The following is a 17293-nucleotide window of genomic DNA, read 5'->3' on the forward strand; positions in this document are numbered from 1 at the left end:
GTCTGATCCTTCCTGTTCGGTGACGGCGCCCTTGACTCACCGGCTCCGTGAACATAGTATCCCTACAACTGATATATCAATATGCGCGGGATAAGAATGTCACGGACTTCCTCCTCCTCACCGCCAGACCTCTCTATCCGGCCAAGATCTGAAGGAAAAGCCCATGGCCTCAAGAGCCCCCCGTGAAAATATCGACGAGTCGAAGCTGACTGTCACCAAACCCAAGTCGAAGGCCGTGGGCCTCCCGGCCGTCACCAATGCGCTGAAGATCTCCCTCGAGCAGATGGGCCCACTGCGCAGCGTCCAAACATTGCTGGCGGTCAACCAAGTAGACGGGTTCGACTGCATGGGCTGCGCCTGGCCGGAGCACGACAAACGGCATACGGCCGAGTTCTGCGAGAACGGCGCGAAGGCCGTCGCGGAAGAAGCCACACGCCGCCGGGTCACGCCGGAGTTCTTCGCATCGCATTCCGTAGCTGAACTGAAGACACGGGACGACTACTGGCTGGGACAGCAGGGGCGTCTGACGCATCCGATGCTCCTGGACGAGGGCGCGACGCACTACAGGCCCGTCGAGTGGGATGATGCCCTGGAGCTGATCGCACAGGAGATCAGGGACATGGACAGCCCGGACCAGGCGGTGTTTTACACCTCCGGCCGGACGTCAAACGAGGCGGCTTTCGCCTACCAGCTCCTCGTGCGCGGCGTCGGGACCAACAACCTTCCGGACTGTTCCAACATGTGCCACGAATCCTCCGGTTCGGCCCTCGTCGAGACCATCGGCATCGGCAAGGGCTCCGTGAGCCTCAAAGACGTGGAAACAGCGTCGCTGATCTTCGTTGCCGGCCAAAATCCAGGCACGAACCACCCGCGCATGCTCAGCTCGCTGGAGAAGGCCAAGAAAAACGGTGCGGTTATCGTGTCCGTGAACCCACTTCCCGAAGCCGGACTGCTCAAATTCGAAAACCCGCAGAACGTGGTTGGCATGATGGTTGGCACCGAACTGACCGACGACTTCCTGCAAATCAGGGCCGGAGGCGATCAGGCGCTCTTCCAGGGACTGGGCAAATACCTGCTGGAGGCCGAAAGTGCCGGAAGGACCAGCCCGGGCCTGCGCACCGTGTTCGACCATGACTTCATCAGCAAACACACCGTCGGCCTCGATGCCTATGTGAAGCAACTGGAAGACGTGGCATGGGAGGACATCCTCGAAGCGACCGGGCTGACGATGGAACAGATCAAGGCCACCGGTGAGCGTCTCCTGGCTTCGAAAGCAACCATTGTCTGCTGGGCCATGGGCCTCACACAGCACAAGCATTCCGTGCCTACGCTCCGCGACGTCGTCAATGTCCTCCTTCTTCAGGGCAACATCGGCAAGCCGGGGGCCGGAGTCTGCCCCGTCCGCGGGCATTCCAATGTCCAGGGCGACCGCACCATGGGCATTTTCGAGCAAATGCCGGAGAAGTTCCACGACAGGCTGGACCAGGAGTTCCAGTTCCGCTCCCCCCGGGCCCACGGCTACGATACCGTCGCAGCCATCAGGGCGATGCGGGACGGCAAGGTCCGGGTTTTCATCGGGATGGGCGGCAACTTTGTGCGGGCGGCCCCCGACTCTGAGATCACGGAGCAATCGCTGGCCAACACTCGCCTTACGGTCCAGATCTCCACAAAATTGAACCATTCCCACCTGGCAACGGGGCGGCGCGCCCTGATCCTTCCCACGCTCGGACGCACCGAGAGGGACACGCAGCGGACAGGTGATCAAAGGGTAACGGTGGAGGATTCCATGAGTGCCGTTCACGCGTCCCGTGGACGCCTCAAGCCCGCAAGTGAGCACTTGATGTCCGAAGTGGCGATCGTCTGCAACCTGGCCCACCGGCTCTTCACGGACAGCGACGGCCACCCCCTGCCGAACACGCCGAAGGCCGCCTGGCTCGCGCTCAGGGACGACTATTCACTGATCAGGAAACACATCGAAGCGGTACTCGACGGCTTCGAAAATTTTGAGGAGAAGATCCAGAACCCGGGAGGCTTCGTTCTCCCCCACCGGCCCCGGGATGCCCGGGAATTCGACACCGCTTCCGGCAAGGCCCACTTTACGGCGAACCACTTGGAGTACCTCCGCGTCCCGGAGGGCCGCCTCATCCTCCAGACGCTGCGCTCCCACGACCAGTACAACACCACCATCTACGGCAAGGACGACCGCTACCGCGGCATTCACGGCGGCCGCCGGGTGGTCCTCGTGAACGAATCCGATGTGTCCGAACTTGGTTTCGAGGACGGCGACATGGTTCACCTGGTATCCGAATTCCGGGGTACCGAGCGACGGGCGGAGAATTTCCGCATCGTTTCCTATTCGACGCCAAAGGGCTGCGCAGCCGCCTACTACCCGGAGACCAACGTCCTCGTACCGCTGGACTCGGTAGCCGACATCAGCGGAACCCCGACGTCAAAGTCAGTCATTGTCCGCCTCGAGCCGGCAGGCGCAGGCAGCCATGGGTGACAGCCGGGGCGCGGTTGCGGTGTCCCTTCCCAGGGGTTGACCGTCCGCGGGTGGAACGGGCCGTCCGGGAATTCCTCCTGGCCGTTGGCGAAGACCCGGACAGGCCCGGCCTGGTTGAGACCCCCGCGCGCGTCGCCCGCGCAGCGGCGGAAATGTACGGCGGCCCCCACGAAGACCCCCTCGCCGTGCTGGACAAGACGTTTGACCTTGGCCATGAAGAACTCGTCATCGTCAAGGACATACCCTTTTACTCGACCTGCGAGCATCACCTGGTCCCGTTCCACGGCGTAGCCCACGTCGGATACATCCCCTCCCCGGATGGATTCGTCACGGGGCTGAGCAAGCTCGCCCGACTGGTGGACACCTTCGCTCGAAGGCCCCAAGTTCAGGAGCGGCTCACGACGCAGGTGGTTGATGCCCTGGTCACTTCGCTTCGACCCCTCGGTGCGATCGTCGTCGTCGAGTGTGAACACCTGTGCATGTCCATGCGGGGCATCAGAAAACCAGGGTCAAAGACCATCACCTCCGCGGTGCGGGGCGAGCTCCGGCTGCTGGCCGCCCGCGCAGAAGCACTGAGCCTCATACTCGGCCGCTGAAAAACCTCTGGACATGACCCGTTCGGCTCACGTAACATATTTCTGATATATCTTTAATCTAAGAACGACATATCAGCGTGGTTGCCTCTCTCATCCCCTGAACCGGTCTTGGGGAATCGCGTTTCCCGTAAGCGGTGCTTCGGTTGCCTGAATGCCTGGGGAGGTAAGCGCCGGAGCACCGCTTACGGGCAACGGGCAACCGTTGGCAACTGTTTCAGCGAACGTCCAACCACTGAATCAAAACACCATGAAATGGCCCTTAGGAGTGTCCATGTCAGGAAACAGAGCAGTCGCATACAAGGAACCTGGCGTAGTCGAGATCATTGACACCGACTACCCGACGTTCGAGCTCAAGGACGGCCCCGGCGTCAACCCAGCCAATGTCGGCCGGAAGGTGCCCCACGGAGCGATCCTGCGCACCGTGACCACAAACATCTGCGGTTCCGACCAGCACATGGTGCGCGGCCGCACCACCGCACCGCGGGACCTGGTCCTCGGTCATGAGATCACCGGCGAAGTGGTGGAAGTTGGCCCGGATGTGGAATTCATCAAGGTCGGCGACATCGTATCGGTGCCTTTCAACATCTCCTGTGGCCGCTGCCGGAACTGCAAGGAACGCAAGACCGGCATCTGCCTGAACGTCAACCCGGACCGGCCAGGCAGCGCCTACGGCTACGTCGACATGGGCGGATGGGTCGGAGGCCAGGCCGATTATGTTCTGGTGCCTTATGCGGACTGGAACTTGCTTAGGTTCCCGGACCGGGAACAGGCCTTGGAGAAGATCATGGACTTGACCATGCTCTCGGACATTTTCCCCACCGGCTTCCACGGAGCAGTCACGGCCGGGGTCGGGGTCGGCTCTACCGTCTACATCGCAGGCGCAGGCCCGGTCGGCCTGGCGGCGGCCGCCGGAGCGCAACTGCTCGGCGCAGCAGTGGTCATTGTCGGTGACATCAACGAAGACCGCCTCGTCCAGGCCAGGTCATTCGGTTGCGAAACCGTCAATGTCTCCAAGGGCGACCCGAAGGACCAAATCGAGCAGATCCTCGGCGTCCCGGAAGTGGACTGCGGCGTCGACGCCGTCGGATTCGAAGCCCGCGGACACGGCAAGGACGCCTCGCACGAAGCGCCGGCCACCGTGCTGAATTCCCTCATGGACATCACGGCCGCTGGAGGTGCCTTGGGCATACCCGGCCTGTACGTCACTGGCGATCCAGGTGGAATCGACGACGCTGCCCAGCATGGTTCCCTCTCACTCTCCCTCGGCACGGGATGGGCCAAATCCCTGTCCTTCACCACAGGCCAGTGCCCCGTGATGAAGTACAACCGGCAACTGATGATGGCGATCCTGCACGACAAAGTCCAGATCGCCAAAGCCGTCAACGCCAAGGCCATCGCGTTGGAGGACGCACCCCGCGGGTACGCCGAGTTCGATGCGGGAGCCGCAACGAAGTACGTGCTGAACCCCAACGGTTACGTCAAGGCCTAGGCGCCGCGTTTTACGGGCCTGGTCTGGCTCGTTTGCTCCCCGAAGGGACGGCGTTAAGGGCCAAGAAGGTGCCTTAACGCCGTTCCCGGCGAGCAGCATCCCATTCGGAAAGCCTTCAGATAAGGGGCAAGGCTTGCCTGCTCACGATTTAATCGATCGCAGCGGTGAACAGCGTCGGCCTTCGGGTCGACCGGCCGTCGGGAAGTCCGCGACGAGCTGGTCTGAGGCCCGCCGATTGGCATTCGATTGTGCCGACCCCATCCCGGCGCTGCCCGTGCCCCTGGCGAAACCATCGGACGCACGCTTGCCCGGGCCGTCACAACGAGCCAAGACCTACCGCACTACGCGTCCTCGGCCATGGACGGCTGGGCCGTCAGCGGCAGCGGACCCTGGACCTTGGTGAAACCGGGCCAACCGCTGGCACCGCACCGTGCCAGCCCCATAGCCACCGGCGGACTGGTGCCTGCCGGTACCGACGCCGTATTACGCCGTGAAAGTGGCCGGACAAGCGATGACATGGCGGGCGTGCCCGCTCTGACCCTCGGCTCCGAAGCAAGGCCCGGCGAACCGCGAAGCGGCCAGCATATCCGCCAAGCAGGCGAGGAAGCCGCTGCAGGCGAAATGCTGATCCCCGCAGGCACCGTGCTCAATGCCGCCCATATCGCCCTTGCCGCGATCGCCGGCCACGACGAGCTGCACGTCTTTGGCAAGCCACGAGTCACGATCCTGTTGACGGGCGCGGAAGTGGTGACCTCCGGGCTGCCCGGGCCGGGTCAGGTCAGGGACGCATTCGGCCCGCAACTGGGCACGGTGCTGGCAATGCTGGGAGGCGTCCCGGCGGGACAGCGAAGAATCGGGGACTCATATCACGAGTGGCTCGCCGCCCTCAGCGATACGGGCAGCCGCCCGGTGGAGCGGCCCGACGTCGTCATCACCACAGGCGGAACCGGCCGCTCCGGAACGGACCACTTCCGCAACGCCATAGCCGCGCTAGGCGGGAGGCTGCTGCTGGATGGCATCGCAATGCGTCCCGGACATCCCGCGGTACTGGCCGAACTGCCGGACGGGCGCTTCGTCATCGGACTGCCTGGAAACCCTCTGGCCGCCATGATGGCGCTGATGACCATTGCGGCGCCCATGATCGCGGCACTAGGACACCGTCCGCTCCCGAACCTCGGCCAGGTAACCTCCGGTACCGCAATTGACCCTGATCCGGGTCGCACCCGCCTCATGCCCTTCCGCTTCGACAACGGTCTGGCATACCCCACCCATCACACTGGCCCGGGAATGATGAGGGGCCTCGCCTTGGCCGACGGTGTCCTGGCGGCGCCTCCCAGCGGCGCGCGGGCAGGGGACCCGGTTCCCGCATTGCCGCTCCCGTGGACCCAAACCCTGACCGCCGGATCGGCGGGAAGCCACCCGTTCAATGCCTCTGTGGTTCCGGTCTAGGATTTAGAGAAACAAGGGGGAAGTTCCAGCCTCTTGTTTCGCCGCAGAAAGACGTAGGTATGGCTCATGGCCACGATTGACTTTGACTCCGAAAAGGGCGGAAACGGGCAGCCCGGTGGCGTGCAATCTGTTGACCGCGCCCTCCAGATCCTCGAAATCCTTTCCCGTGACGGACACGCGGGGGTGAGCGAAATCGCCGAGGAAATCGGCATCCACAAATCCTCGGTCTCTCGACTGCTCGGCTCATTGGTGAGCCGGGAGATGGTCCACCAGAACAGCGACCGGGGAAAGTACCAGCTGGGCTTTGGCATCCTGCGGCTTGCCAGCTCGATTCCCGGCCGGCTCAGCTTGGTCCGCGAGGCCCGGCCCGTGTTGGAGAGTCTTGCGGAGGAGTTCAAGGAGACTGTGAACCTCGCTGTCCTGCGCTCGAACTATGCCGTCAACGTGGATCAGGCCATGGGACCGTCGTCGTTGGCCACCTATGACTGGGTGGGCGGCTTGACGCCGCTCCATGCCACCTCGAGCGGGAAGGTTTTATTGGCTGCACTGTCCGCCGACGAACGGGACCGCATCCTGACGGAAGCCGGGTTTCATGCCAGGACTCCCCGCACTATCACCAATCGGGAAGACCTCGAGAAGCAGCTGATCGATGTGGCCCACGACGGGTATGCGGAGACACGCGAGGAACTGGAAATCGGCCTGAACGCGATTGCGGTTCCGATCTACAACCACTTGGGAACCGTCATCGGAGCCGTCAGCATCTCCGGACCCGCGTTCCGCTTTGACCCGCAGAAGATCCCTGGACTTATTGACGCACTTCGTCAGGCCGGAATCCGGATCAGCGTGCAAATGGGCTACACGCACCGATGACCCCGGGCACTGGGGCGCCGGGTCATCAGTAAAGGGTCAGGGGCCCAGGAGGACGAAATAGCGTCTCCGACTTTTCGTGACAGCCAAGCACTGCGGATGCATCATCAATAAAGGGGGTAGTGATGGCGGAAAGAGCAGAAGAGCATGAGCACGCACACTGCGATAGAAGAGACCCCCGGCTCCAACGCGACTGAGTCCGCGCTCAAGGTCGATGGACTATGGAAGATCTTCGGCCAGAAGTCTGACGAGATCATCGGCACCCCAGCCGAGCACCTCTCGCGCAAGGAGCTCCAAAGCAAGACCGGCTGTGTCGCGGCCGTCAGGAACGTCTCGTTCGCGGTGGCCCCTGGGGAGGTCTTCGTGGTCATGGGACTCTCCGGCTCCGGCAAATCGACTCTCGTTCGCCTGCTCACCCGACTGATCGAGCCGACGGCGGGAAGCGTCACGATCGGCGGCGAAGACGTTATCCGCGCGAGCAAGGCCCGCCTCCGGGCTATGCGCCGGAACCACATGGCGATGGTGTTCCAGCAGTTCGGCCTGCTCCCGCACCGCAAGGTGATCGACAACGTCGCCTACGGCCTCGAAGTCCGCGGGGAGGGCAAGTCCCAGCGCCGCGCCCGAGCCCAGGACATGGTCGACCTCGTCGGCCTGACCGGGTACGAGAATTCGTTCCCCGACCAGCTCTCCGGCGGCATGCAGCAGCGCGTCGGCCTTGCCCGGGCACTCGCCGTGGACCCGCAGGTCCTGCTCTTCGACGAGCCGTTCTCCGCCCTTGACCCGCTCATCCGCCGCGACATGCAGAACGAGGTCCGTCGCCTGCACGAGGAGGTGGGGAAGACGATGGTCTTCATCACCCACGACCTCCAGGAGGCCCTCAAGCTCGGTGACCGCATCCTCATCATGCGCGATGGCGAGGTCGTCCAGATCGGAACCCCGGCCGACATCGTAGCCAACCCCGCTGACGACTACGTGCGCGACTTCATCTCGGATGTCCCCCGCTCCCATGTGCTCACGCTGCGCTATGTGGTGCGGCCCCCGCGCGAAGGCGAGGCCCTCGACGGGCCGGTGATGCAGGCCGACCGCATCGTGCGCGAAGCCGCGCGGCAGGTCCTCCACTCGGAGCTCCCCGTTAGGGTTTTCGAAGGCGAGGAATTCCTCGGCATCGTCGACGACGAGGATATCCTCCGCGTCGTCGTCGCCGAAGAGCCATCCCCGACTTCCCACCAAGGCGGTGCCGGGTGAGCATCGCCACAGTGCGGGCCAACCGTCGACGACGGTCCGGGGGCGCGCGTTCCAACTCACCTGGAGGACGAACCCCTGCCACCCCGTCCGGAGGTCCTGCTGTCCTGGGATTCTGCCGACGTCATTGGCGCCCGGTCTCGCTCGTGGGCATTGGTGTCGTCTGGCTCGGACTCTGGGCCACGCTCAAGGGCGTGGACACCTTCGAGTTGGGCGGTGCAGACAAGACGGACTTCCAACTCTGGCTGAACAGCGTCCGCGACGCCTTTGACAGCGCCCGCACCAACTCCTTCGTGTTCCAGCACATCGTCCAGCCGGTCACGGACGGAATCAATGGGCTCGTTACCTTTCTCCAAGGCATCTTCAGCCAGGCCTCGGACGGACGCCCGGTGCCGGAGATCGGCTGGCTCGGCGTCGTCGCGCTCCTCGCCTGGCTGGCCTTGGCGTTCGCCGGCGTGCGCTCGATGCTCCTCGTCGGCGTGTGCGTGTTGCTCTTCGGGTTCTTCGGCTACTGGGCACAAAGCATCGACACGCTCATCGTCACGTTTTTCGCAGTCGGCATCTGCACAGTCGCGGGACTCCCGCTAGGCATTGTCATGGCCCGAAGCCGCCGAGTCTCGGCCGCGGTCTCACCCTTGCTCGACCTCATGCAGACCCTGCCGTCGTTCGCCTACCTGGCACCGCTCGCACTCGTCTTCGGCATCGGCCCGGCGGCCGCGATTGTCACGACCATCATCTACTCGCTGCCCCCGCTGGTGCGCATCACCGAGCACGGCATCCGAGGGGTCTCACCGGCCACGCTCGAGGCCGTCACGTCCATGGGCAGCACCCCCTGGCAGGCCCTCGTGAAGGTGCAACTTCCCATGGCCCGGCGCACTATCGTGGTCGGTATCAACCAGTGCACAATGGCGGCGCTCTCGATGGCCACCATAGCCGCGCTCATCAATGGCCCGGGACTGGGCACTCCGGTGCTCCAGGCGCTCCAGTCGCTCGACGTCGGCTCGGCGTTCGTCTCCGGCCTTGCCATCGTGCTCATGGCGATCATGCTCGACCGCACCACGACGAGGGCCTCCGAACGCTCAGGCATCGAAGCCCGCATGCAGCGCGGGTCCGGAGTGGGTCAGACCGGCACATTCGGGGGCCGGCAGATGCGTCGGACCACTATCATCGCCAGCGCTGTCGTCGCCGCCGTGGCCATCTATCTCTCGCACATCTATCTTGCACTCTCGAAGTTCCCGGCTTCGCCCGACCTCGGCACCCCACTGGCGAAGGCCGTCTCAGCCGCGACCGACTGGACGGTCGGCACGTTCTCAGGCTTCACGGAATGGCTCAGGGACACCGTCACCGCACTTCTCGTCGACCCACTCCAGTCGGTGCTCTCACAGTCGCCGTGGTGGGTCATGGCGCTCGCGCTGCTCGGAATCGCGTTCGTGCTCGCCGGCCGGCGGGCCGCCACAGTCACGATCGTGTGCGAAGCCGTGATCCTCGGAAGCGGGCTGTGGAATGAGAGCATGAAGACGCTCGCGACCACGCTAGTAGCCGCGTTCGTTGTGATCATCGTCGCTGTCTGCCTGGGCGTCTGGATGGGTCGGAGCAAGCCCGCCGACTCGGTTATCCGACCCGTGCTCGACGCCTTCCAGACCATCCCGTCCTTCGTGTACCTGGTACCGGCCCTCGCCCTCTTCGGTCCCACACGATTCACGGCGATCGCCGCCGCGTTCGCTTACGGTGTGCCCATCGCGACGAAACTGGTTGCCGACGGGGTCCGAGGTGTCTCGCCGGTTGCCGTGGAGGCCGCGGAATCACTCGGAACAACGTCGTGGCAGATGATCGCGAAGGTCCAGCTCCCCATGGCCCGCGCGGCAGTAGTCCTCGCCGCCAACCAGGGCTTGCTTTACGTCCTGTCCATGGTCGTCGTCGGCGGACTCGTCGGCGGCGGAGGACTCGGCTATCTCGTAGTCGCTGGATTCTCCCAGAGCCAGCTCTTCGGAAAGGGTCTTGCCGCCGGCATCGCCATCACCGCGCTCGGAGTCATGCTCGACCGGATCACCCAACACGCCACTGCCCGCTTCGGCAGCACCCGATAGAGGAAAGAGCCGTGAAGAAATCACTGACGGAGCGTGGCCCAAAGACGGGGAAGAGAACGTCTGCCGCAATTGTCCTTACCGCGGTCCTCGCGCTCACGGCCTGCGCCGGGGATATCCCTAGCGCAACCCCGCCAAGCGGAAAGAGTGCATGCGGAGCATTCAACGTCGCCGTAAACCCTTGGGTCGGGTACGAGGCGGACGCCTACGTCGTAGGGACCGTTGCCAGGGAAAAGCTCGGCTGCACCGTAAGTTACAAGACCCTCAAGGAAGAGGTGTCATGGCAGGGCTTCGGCAGCGGCGAGGTGGACACCGTCCTTGAGAACTGGGGCCACCCCGAGCTCGCGGACAAGTACATCAAGCAGCAAAAGACTGCGGTCGACGCCGGGCCGACCGGTAACACCGGCGTAATCGGCTGGTACGTGCCGCCGTGGATGGCCAAGCAGTACCCGGACATCACGGACTCCAAGAACCTTGACAAGTACGCTGACTTGTTCAAGACCTCCGAGTCCGGAGGACAGGGCCAACTCCTCGACGGTGACCCCTCCTTTGTCACCAACGACGCAGCCCTCGTGAAGAACCTTGGCCTCAACTTCAAGGTTGTGTACGCGGGCAGCGAACCGGCGCTCATCCAGGCCTTCCGGCAAGCGGAGCAGAACAAGACCCCGCTGATCGGCTACTTCTACGAGCCCCAGTGGTTCATCGCAGAGGTCCCGCTCGTCAAAGTCAACCTCCCGGCCCACACGCCCGGCTGCGACTCCGACGCGGCCAAGGTCGCGTGCGATTACCCCAAGTACGAGCTCAACAAGGTCGTCTCCACCAAGTTCGCCAACTCCGGCAGCCCCGCGTATTCCCTCGTCAAAAGATTCACGTGGACGAACCAGGACCAGGACACGGTTGCCGGGTACATCGCCAAGGACAACATGAGCCCGGATTCCGCCGCACAGAAATGGATCGACGCGAACTCGGACAAGGTCGCCGCCTGGCTCAAGTAGACCCATGGCGACAGTTCCCCTGTACGCAACAAAACTCACGATAAGCAACTCATTTGCGCAACGTCCTTGACAATTACTGTGATCTAGCGCACTCTGTTGCTTATGGCGAATTCTGTTGTTCCATGCGGAACGATCAAGAATTGGCGCCTACCGGTATTTGCGAGTCCTTTCCTAAATGAAGGGGAGGTGCTTCATTCCCAAGGCCTCCGAGGGAAGCACCACGCCTATCCGCCGGGCGAACCGAACCTGTCACAAGGTGCCGGCTGACGGCAACATATGAGCCAATTGCAACATTGAGCAAAAGGAATCGTTATGACCCAGAAACCGAAGCTCCTCAGACACAGGCGGCTAGAGGTGTCCGACGTCAACGTCGTCAACCAGACGATGCTCAAGAAGGCACTCGGCGGCACGATCGTCGGCAACACCATGGAATGGTACGACGTCGGCGTGTTCGGCTACCTGATCACCACTATGGGCCCCGTCTTCCTCCCGGAAGCTGACAGATCCGTCCAAACCCTGTTCCTGCTCGGCACCTTCGCCGCAACATTCATCGCCCGCCCGCTGGGCGGTGTCATCTTCGGTTGGCTCGGCGACAAGATTGGCCGCCAGAAGGTGCTGGCGGCGACGCTAATGCTGATGGCGGCAAGTACCTTCGCCGTCGGACTCCTTCCTGGCTACGCCCAGATCGGCGTGTGGGCGGCCGCCCTGTTGGTGATCCTGAAACTTGTCCAGGGCTTTTCCACCGGCGGCGAGTACGCAGGCGCCACTACCTTCGTCTGCGAATATGCCCCCGACAAGCGGCGCGGCTTCTTCGCGAGCTTCCTGGACATGGGCTCGTATCTCGGCTTCGCGTTGGGAGCTGCGATCGTGTCCGTACTGCAACTGTCCCTGGGCCAAGCGGCCATGGAGGAATGGGGCTGGAGGCTGCCCTTCCTGATCGCCGGGCCGCTCGGTGCGATCGCCGTCTATTTCCGGAACAAGATCGAGGAATCCCCCCAGTTCCAGGCAACCCTCGACGCCCGGCAAGCACAATCTGCAGATGCTACAGCAGCCGACAAAACGGTGGTCAACGGTCCCCTGCCCATCATCAAGGCTTGCTGGCGTCAAATCATCCTCGCCATGATCCTCGCCGCCGCTGCCAACACAGTAGGTTATGTCCTGACGTCCTACATGCCGACATACCTGACCGAATCCAAAGGCTACGACCCCATCCACGGCACGCTGCTAACCATCCCCGTGATGGTGATCATGGCAGCCTGCATCCCGCTGACCGGGAAACTGTCCGACCGCATCGGCCGCCGCCCCGTCCTCTGGATCGGTGCCGGAAGCACCATTCTGTTCGCTATCCCGGCATTCCTGCTGATCGGCGTCGGCAATGTCTGGTCCACGCTCGCCGGCCTTGCCCTTGTCGCCTTCCCCGTGACGTTCTATGTCGCCAACCTCGCCTCGGCGCTCCCCGCGCAGTTCCCGACGTTGGGCCGCTACAGCAGCATGGGCATTGCGTACAACTTCTCCATGGCGCTCTTCGGCGGCACAACGCCATTCATCGTCCAAGGCCTGATCGAGGCTACGCACAATGACATGGCCCCGGCCTACTACCTCATGGGCACTTCCATCGTCGGTGCGATCGGCATCTACTTCCTGCGCGAATCCGCTCGGCGGCCACTGCCCGGCTCCATGCCGAGCGTTGATACTGAGGCCGAGGCCCGCGAGCTGGTCGCTACCCAGGACAACAACCCGCTGATCGACCTGGACGGAATGCCGTTCCTGGAGGATCTTGCGTTCGAAAATACGGCCAGACCCTCACTGCGATGATTTTCGAGGACCTAACTAATGCCCCAAAGCTCGCCAAACGGCGCCCAAAGAAGGAATCCACAATGAATCAATCCCTGCCGAAGGAAAACGTGCTTCGCATCTCAGGCTCCGGCACCGATCCGATAATCGTGAACTTCGAAGGTTCCGAACCCGTCACGGTCCGGCTACAAATCGACGCCAAGTGCAACTGCCAAGACGAAGGTGCCGCCAGCCGGCCGGGTTCCTACGCCTACAGTGATCCGCGGGGCCGAACCAAGCCAAGCGACGTTATCGATGCTCCATCGTGGCCGGAAAACATGGGTGTTTAACTGAACATGCCACAGCCGCGGAGCGGAAGCGATCACGCGAGGTTGCCGATGCTGAGACGGCCCTTCCTGGAGGAGGCCCCGGCCGGCGTCGATGCCGCGTGCCCTTCGGCAAGGAATCGCGGCCATCCGATTTTAGAGATCGTCTTCGGGCCGGGCGGTGAGGATACGATTGGCGCTGACCCGCAGGATGCCGAGCGACTCCTTGATCAGGGGCGATGCAATGCTGCCACTGCGCACCGCAGCGACAATACGCCGCGATGGCTTCCCCTTGCCAGTGATGCGCAGTCGAACCACGTTTTCGGCACTATGCAGGGGGGCGAGTCGCGGCAGCAGGCCCACGCCCAGCCCCGCACCAACGAAGGCGATCTGGGTTTCCCATTCCACGGCCTCATGGGCAATCCGCGGCGTCACCCCGACTGCCGTGAACGCAGCGGTGAACAGGGAATGGTAGGTGGATCCGGCAGCCTCGGTGATCCAGGGCTCCGACGCCAGCTCTTCGAGCGTGACCTTTTCCCGCGATGCCAACGGATGGCTGGAAGGAATGATCACGTCCAGTGGATCGTCGAGCAGAACGGTCTGCTCGAAGCGCGGATCGTCCTCAACATAAGTGTCGGACTGCATGGCGACGATGACCGCGATGTCGATCCGCTCGGCAACCAATAAGTCGAAGCAGCGGGCCGGGTTAGCCTCCAGCACCTGCACCTCCAGCGACGGGTGTGTTGAGCGCAAGGTGGCGGCCAGCGGCGCGAGCAACTGGGCGGCCGCGGTGGAGAATCCGCCGAGTCCAAAACGCGCGGGTATCTGCTCGCCGGCCTCCATGGCCGTAGCGCGCAGGTTCTCCCATTCGGCAATGAGGGTATCCGACCCAGCCACGAGAAAACGGCCTGTGGCGGTCAGCCGCACACCCCGGCCGTCCTTCGTCAGCAGCTGCATTCCAAGCACGCGCTGGAACTCCCGTAATTGCGCGGAGACGGCGGAGGGAGAATAGCCCGTGAGCTCTGCGGTTGCGCCAATGGTGCCGCACTGGGCAAACACCCGAAGTGTTATGAGCCGTGGATCGATCATGCATCTATTGTGCACTGTTATCTCCACAATCCTGCGCTTTTGTTGCAGATCGATCGGCTCTAATCTCATGAATAAAACGTTCGACAACGGCGATTGCACCCACCAACGCCGGTCTCGATGGATCGCCCCCTACCTAGCCCTCCCGGGAGGAAACACATGTCTGCTCCAGTGAACGCGCCCCTCAATTCACGCCGAAAACTCGCTTCGTCATTGCCTGCCGAACAGTTGGCGGAAATCACCGAGTTGTTCGAGTTCCGGCGCGTGGGGTATTCCCTCAACGCCCCCTTCTACACCGATCCGACGATTTTCAAGATCGACATGGAGGCCATTTTTGGCCAGCACTGGATCTATGCCGCCAGCATCGCCGAACTGCCGGAGCCGGGCGACTACGTCACCGTCGACTACGGGCCCTACTCCCTGATCGTGCTGCGCAACGACGACGGCGGCGTGAACGTCCTGCACAACGTGTGCCGCCACCGCGGCGCCCGCGTCCTGACCGAGCCCGCGGGGTCAACGGGAAACCTGGTGTGCGGCTATCACTCCTGGACCTACTCTCCCGAAGGTAATTTGATCCATGCCTCGGCGCCGGGGGAAACCAAGTTCGACAAGGGCTGTTTCGGCCTCAAGCGCGCCCACAGCCGCATGGTCGCCGGACTCATCTTCGTCTGCATTGCCGACGAACCGCCAACCGACTTCGACGAAACCTCAAAGATCTTCGAGCCCTACCTCGCGCCGCACGATCTGTCGAAGACTAAAGTCGCCTACCAGCAGAACATCATCGAGGAGGGCAACTGGAAGCTCGTCATGGAGAACAACCGTGAGTGCTACCACTGCGACGGCCACCCCGAGCTTGCCTGTTCCCTCTTTCCCACCTGGGGTCTGACGGAGGGCCTGATCCCGGCCCATCTCGAAGAGGTGTGGGACCGCAACAAGGAAGCACAGTCCTCGCTCGAGGAGCGTTGCCGCCGCTATGGCCTTCCCTACGAGGTGGTCGAGGAGCTCGACACCCGCATCGCGGGAATCCGTATCTCACGTGAATCGCTCGACGGAGAGGGCGAATCGTTCTCGGCCGACGGGCGCAGGCTCTCCAAGAAGCTGCTCGGCGACTTGCGGGACTTCCGCCTTGGCCGCTGCTCGATGCACTTGCAGCCCAACAGCTGGTTCCACTTCCAGAGCGACCACGTCATCACGTTCGCCGTCTTCCCCATCAACGAACACCAGACACTGGTACGCACCACCTGGCTGGTGGCTGACGACGCCGAGGAAGGCGTCGACTACGACCTGGAGAAGCTCACCTACACCTGGAAGCAGACCAATCTGCAGGACAAGGAGTTCGTGGAACTATGCCAGAAGGGCGCCGGCAGCCCCGCCTACGAACCCGGCCCGTACATGAAGAGCGAATACCAGGTGGAGGCGTTCATCAACTGGTACGTGCAGCGCGTGCAGGAGCACTTGGCATGATCGAACTCCGCACTGAGACGGCCGTCCAGGAACCACAGCGCATTCGCGGTCTTGAGATGCCGTGGAACAGGGTCATGGGCAGCACCGAGGGACCCGCAAGCGCCGCCCGCGCATTGGGCCCCTGGCATCCGCAGGAGTTCTTGGCCGAATGCGTCGAGACCGTTCCCGAGGTGGGCGGCATGATGACCTTCGTGTTTCGCCGCTGCGATGGTGCGCCGCTGGCGTTCCGTCCGGGCCAGTACGTGAACGTCGCCTTTCCCGTGAAGGGCGCGGACCAGGACGCGGTGGACCGCAGCTACTCGCTGTCCAGTTCGCCCACCAAGCCGTGGACCTTCGACATCACAGTCAAATGCGACCCCACGGGACAGGTCTCGCCGTGGGTGCACCAGAACGTCAAACCCGGCACCGTCCTCGACATGCTCGGACCAGTCGGGGCATTCCACCTGCCCGACGCCGACCGGCGGGCACGGTACCTGTTCCTGGCCGCCGGCGCTGGCATCACCCCCATCATGTCGATGGTGCGGACCATCCACTCGCTCCCCGGACAAGCCGATGTCGTGGTGCTCTACCACGGGGCGGCGGCCGGAGACTTTGCCTTCCACCAGGAGCTGGCCTACATCGCCTCCGTGGACTCGCGGGTCAAGGTCTTCTACTCCCTGGGCGACCGCAGCAAACCCGAGGGCTGGGAAGGGCTCACCGGAAGGCTGACGGCGGCCATGCTCGACGAGGTGGCTCCCGACGCCAACGGCCGCCAAGTCTACGCCTGCGGCCCCGAGGGTTACCTGAACACAGCCACCGAGCTCCTCAAGAAGGTCGGCGTCGACGACACCTCCATCTACATGGAATTCTTCTCGGGAGATCGCCAGACGCTCCTTGAATACCAGGCGGAGCTCGCGTTTGCAGTGGACATTGCGGAGGAAATAGCCGAGGAAATAGCCGATTCCGCCGAGGACTACTACGAAAGCCAGCCCACCGCGTTCGGGCTCTACGAGCCGGGCTACGACGCCGATGGAACCCTGCAGGCCACGGGCCTGCCGCTGGAAACCGTCGACCCTGACGTTCCCGGTCCCGAAGCCCCCGACGGCAGTCCGGACGTGGGACCGCAGGCCGGGTCCTCCGATGCCTCGAGCTTCGACACGGTCGGAACGGGAAGCCTCACCCTGTCCTTCATGCGCACCGGCATTAACGTGCGCATCGACCCCTCCGAACACATCCTCGAGGTGGCGCAGCGTGCCGGCGTCAGGATCGGAGCGAACTGCAAAGAGGGCATGTGCGGCTCCTGCAAGGTCGTCAAGCTCTCCGGGGAGGTCGACATGAACCACCAGGGCGGGATTCGGGCACGGGAAATCGAGGCAGGCAAGTTCCTGCCCTGCTGCTCCACAGCACGAACCGATTTGGTGATCGATGCCTAGCAGCTTC

General features: G+C 63.3%; 12 protein-coding genes and 1 pseudogene. 12 read left to right on the top strand and 1 reads right to left on the bottom strand.

All coding sequences use genetic code 11. The features are described from left to right. The first annotated feature begins 163 nt into the window (after positions 1–163). From QRN51_RS06820 to QRN51_RS06865, 10 genes and pseudogenes are all read left to right on the top strand, one after another. A complete protein-coding gene (locus QRN51_RS06820; RefSeq protein WP_284989181.1) occupies positions 164–2503 on the top strand; it encodes an FdhF/YdeP family oxidoreductase in 2340 nt (779 codons plus the stop codon). Continuing rightward, positions 2500–3099 (top strand): GTP cyclohydrolase I FolE, encoded by a 600-nt coding sequence (gene folE / locus QRN51_RS06825; RefSeq protein WP_284989182.1) that lies wholly within the window; start codon positions 2500–2502, stop codon positions 3097–3099. Before QRN51_RS06820 ends, folE begins: the two co-directional genes overlap by 4 nt. A 271-nt stretch (positions 3100–3370) precedes the next feature. After that, entirely contained in the window at positions 3371–4588 is a 1218-nt protein-coding gene (gene fdhA, locus QRN51_RS06830) for a formaldehyde dehydrogenase, glutathione-independent (protein ID WP_284989183.1), read from the top strand. A 151-nt stretch (positions 4589–4739) separates the two neighbouring features. After that, positions 4740–6037, top strand: a pseudogene (locus tag QRN51_RS06835) (molybdopterin molybdotransferase MoeA). A 66-nt stretch (positions 6038–6103) separates the two neighbouring features. After that, entirely contained in the window at positions 6104–6907 is an 804-nt protein-coding gene (locus tag QRN51_RS06840) for an IclR family transcriptional regulator (protein WP_284989184.1), read from the top strand. Positions 6908–7051: 144 nt separating this feature from the next. Beyond that, positions 7052–8149, top strand: coding sequence for a quaternary amine ABC transporter ATP-binding protein (locus QRN51_RS06845; protein WP_284989185.1), 1098 nt, complete (start codon positions 7052–7054; stop codon positions 8147–8149). Beyond that, positions 8146–10233, top strand: a complete 2088-nt coding sequence (locus tag QRN51_RS06850) for an ABC transporter permease (protein WP_284989186.1) — start codon at positions 8146–8148, stop codon at positions 10231–10233. Before QRN51_RS06845 ends, QRN51_RS06850 begins: the two co-directional genes overlap by 4 nt. Positions 10234–10244: 11 nt before the next feature. After that, positions 10245–11225: an ABC transporter substrate-binding protein gene (locus QRN51_RS06855; protein WP_284989187.1), complete on the top strand. Its 981-nt coding sequence runs from the start codon at positions 10245–10247 to the stop codon at positions 11223–11225. Positions 11226–11537: 312 nt separating this feature from the next. Continuing rightward, positions 11538–13040 (top strand): MFS transporter, encoded by a 1503-nt coding sequence (locus tag QRN51_RS06860; protein ID WP_284989188.1) that lies wholly within the window; start codon positions 11538–11540, stop codon positions 13038–13040. A gap of 62 nt (positions 13041–13102) precedes the next feature. Then, complete coding sequence (locus QRN51_RS06865; RefSeq protein WP_284989189.1) at positions 13103–13348, top strand: hypothetical protein; 246 nt, start codon at positions 13103–13105, stop codon at positions 13346–13348. A 132-nt stretch (positions 13349–13480) separates the two neighbouring features. Here QRN51_RS06865 and QRN51_RS06870 read toward each other — a convergent pair whose 3' ends face one another. After that, positions 13481–14413, bottom strand: coding sequence for a LysR family transcriptional regulator (locus tag QRN51_RS06870; protein WP_284989190.1), 933 nt, complete (start codon positions 14411–14413; stop codon positions 13481–13483). 156 nt (positions 14414–14569) lie between these two features. Here QRN51_RS06870 and QRN51_RS06875 point away from each other — a divergent pair, with 156 nt between their 5' ends. Beyond that, positions 14570–15874: an aromatic ring-hydroxylating oxygenase subunit alpha gene (locus tag QRN51_RS06875; protein WP_059388985.1), complete on the top strand. Its 1305-nt coding sequence runs from the start codon at positions 14570–14572 to the stop codon at positions 15872–15874. Beyond that, entirely contained in the window at positions 15871–17286 is a 1416-nt protein-coding gene (locus QRN51_RS06880; RefSeq protein ID WP_284989191.1) for a ferredoxin reductase, read from the top strand. Before QRN51_RS06875 ends, QRN51_RS06880 begins: the two co-directional genes overlap by 4 nt. The last annotated feature ends 7 nt before the right edge of the window (positions 17287–17293 follow it).

Origin of the sequence: Arthrobacter sp. efr-133-TYG-120 (assembly GCF_030209785.1) — a bacterium.
Classification (GTDB): domain Bacteria; phylum Actinomycetota; class Actinomycetes; order Actinomycetales; family Micrococcaceae; genus Arthrobacter.

Excerpts from the sequence above, each read along its gene's own strand:
- QRN51_RS06820 (WP_284989181.1), top strand. The coding sequence starts at position 164 with ATGGCCTCAAGAGCCCCCCGTGAAAATATCGACGAGTCGAAGCTGACT.
- fdhA (WP_284989183.1), top strand. The coding sequence starts at position 3,371 with ATGTCAGGAAACAGAGCAGTCGCATACAAGGAACCTGGCGTAGTCGAG.
- QRN51_RS06840 (WP_284989184.1), top strand. The coding sequence starts at position 6,104 with ATGGCCACGATTGACTTTGACTCCGAAAAGGGCGGAAACGGGCAGCCC.
- QRN51_RS06845 (WP_284989185.1), top strand. The coding sequence starts at position 7,052 with ATGAGCACGCACACTGCGATAGAAGAGACCCCCGGCTCCAACGCGACT.
- QRN51_RS06860 (WP_284989188.1), top strand. The coding sequence starts at position 11,538 with ATGACCCAGAAACCGAAGCTCCTCAGACACAGGCGGCTAGAGGTGTCC.
- QRN51_RS06865 (WP_284989189.1), top strand. The coding sequence starts at position 13,103 with ATGAATCAATCCCTGCCGAAGGAAAACGTGCTTCGCATCTCAGGCTCC.
- QRN51_RS06870 (WP_284989190.1), bottom strand. The coding sequence starts at position 14,413 with ATGATCGATCCACGGCTCATAACACTTCGGGTGTTTGCCCAGTGCGGC.
- QRN51_RS06875 (WP_059388985.1), top strand. The coding sequence starts at position 14,570 with ATGTCTGCTCCAGTGAACGCGCCCCTCAATTCACGCCGAAAACTCGCT.
- QRN51_RS06880 (WP_284989191.1), top strand. The coding sequence starts at position 15,871 with ATGATCGAACTCCGCACTGAGACGGCCGTCCAGGAACCACAGCGCATT.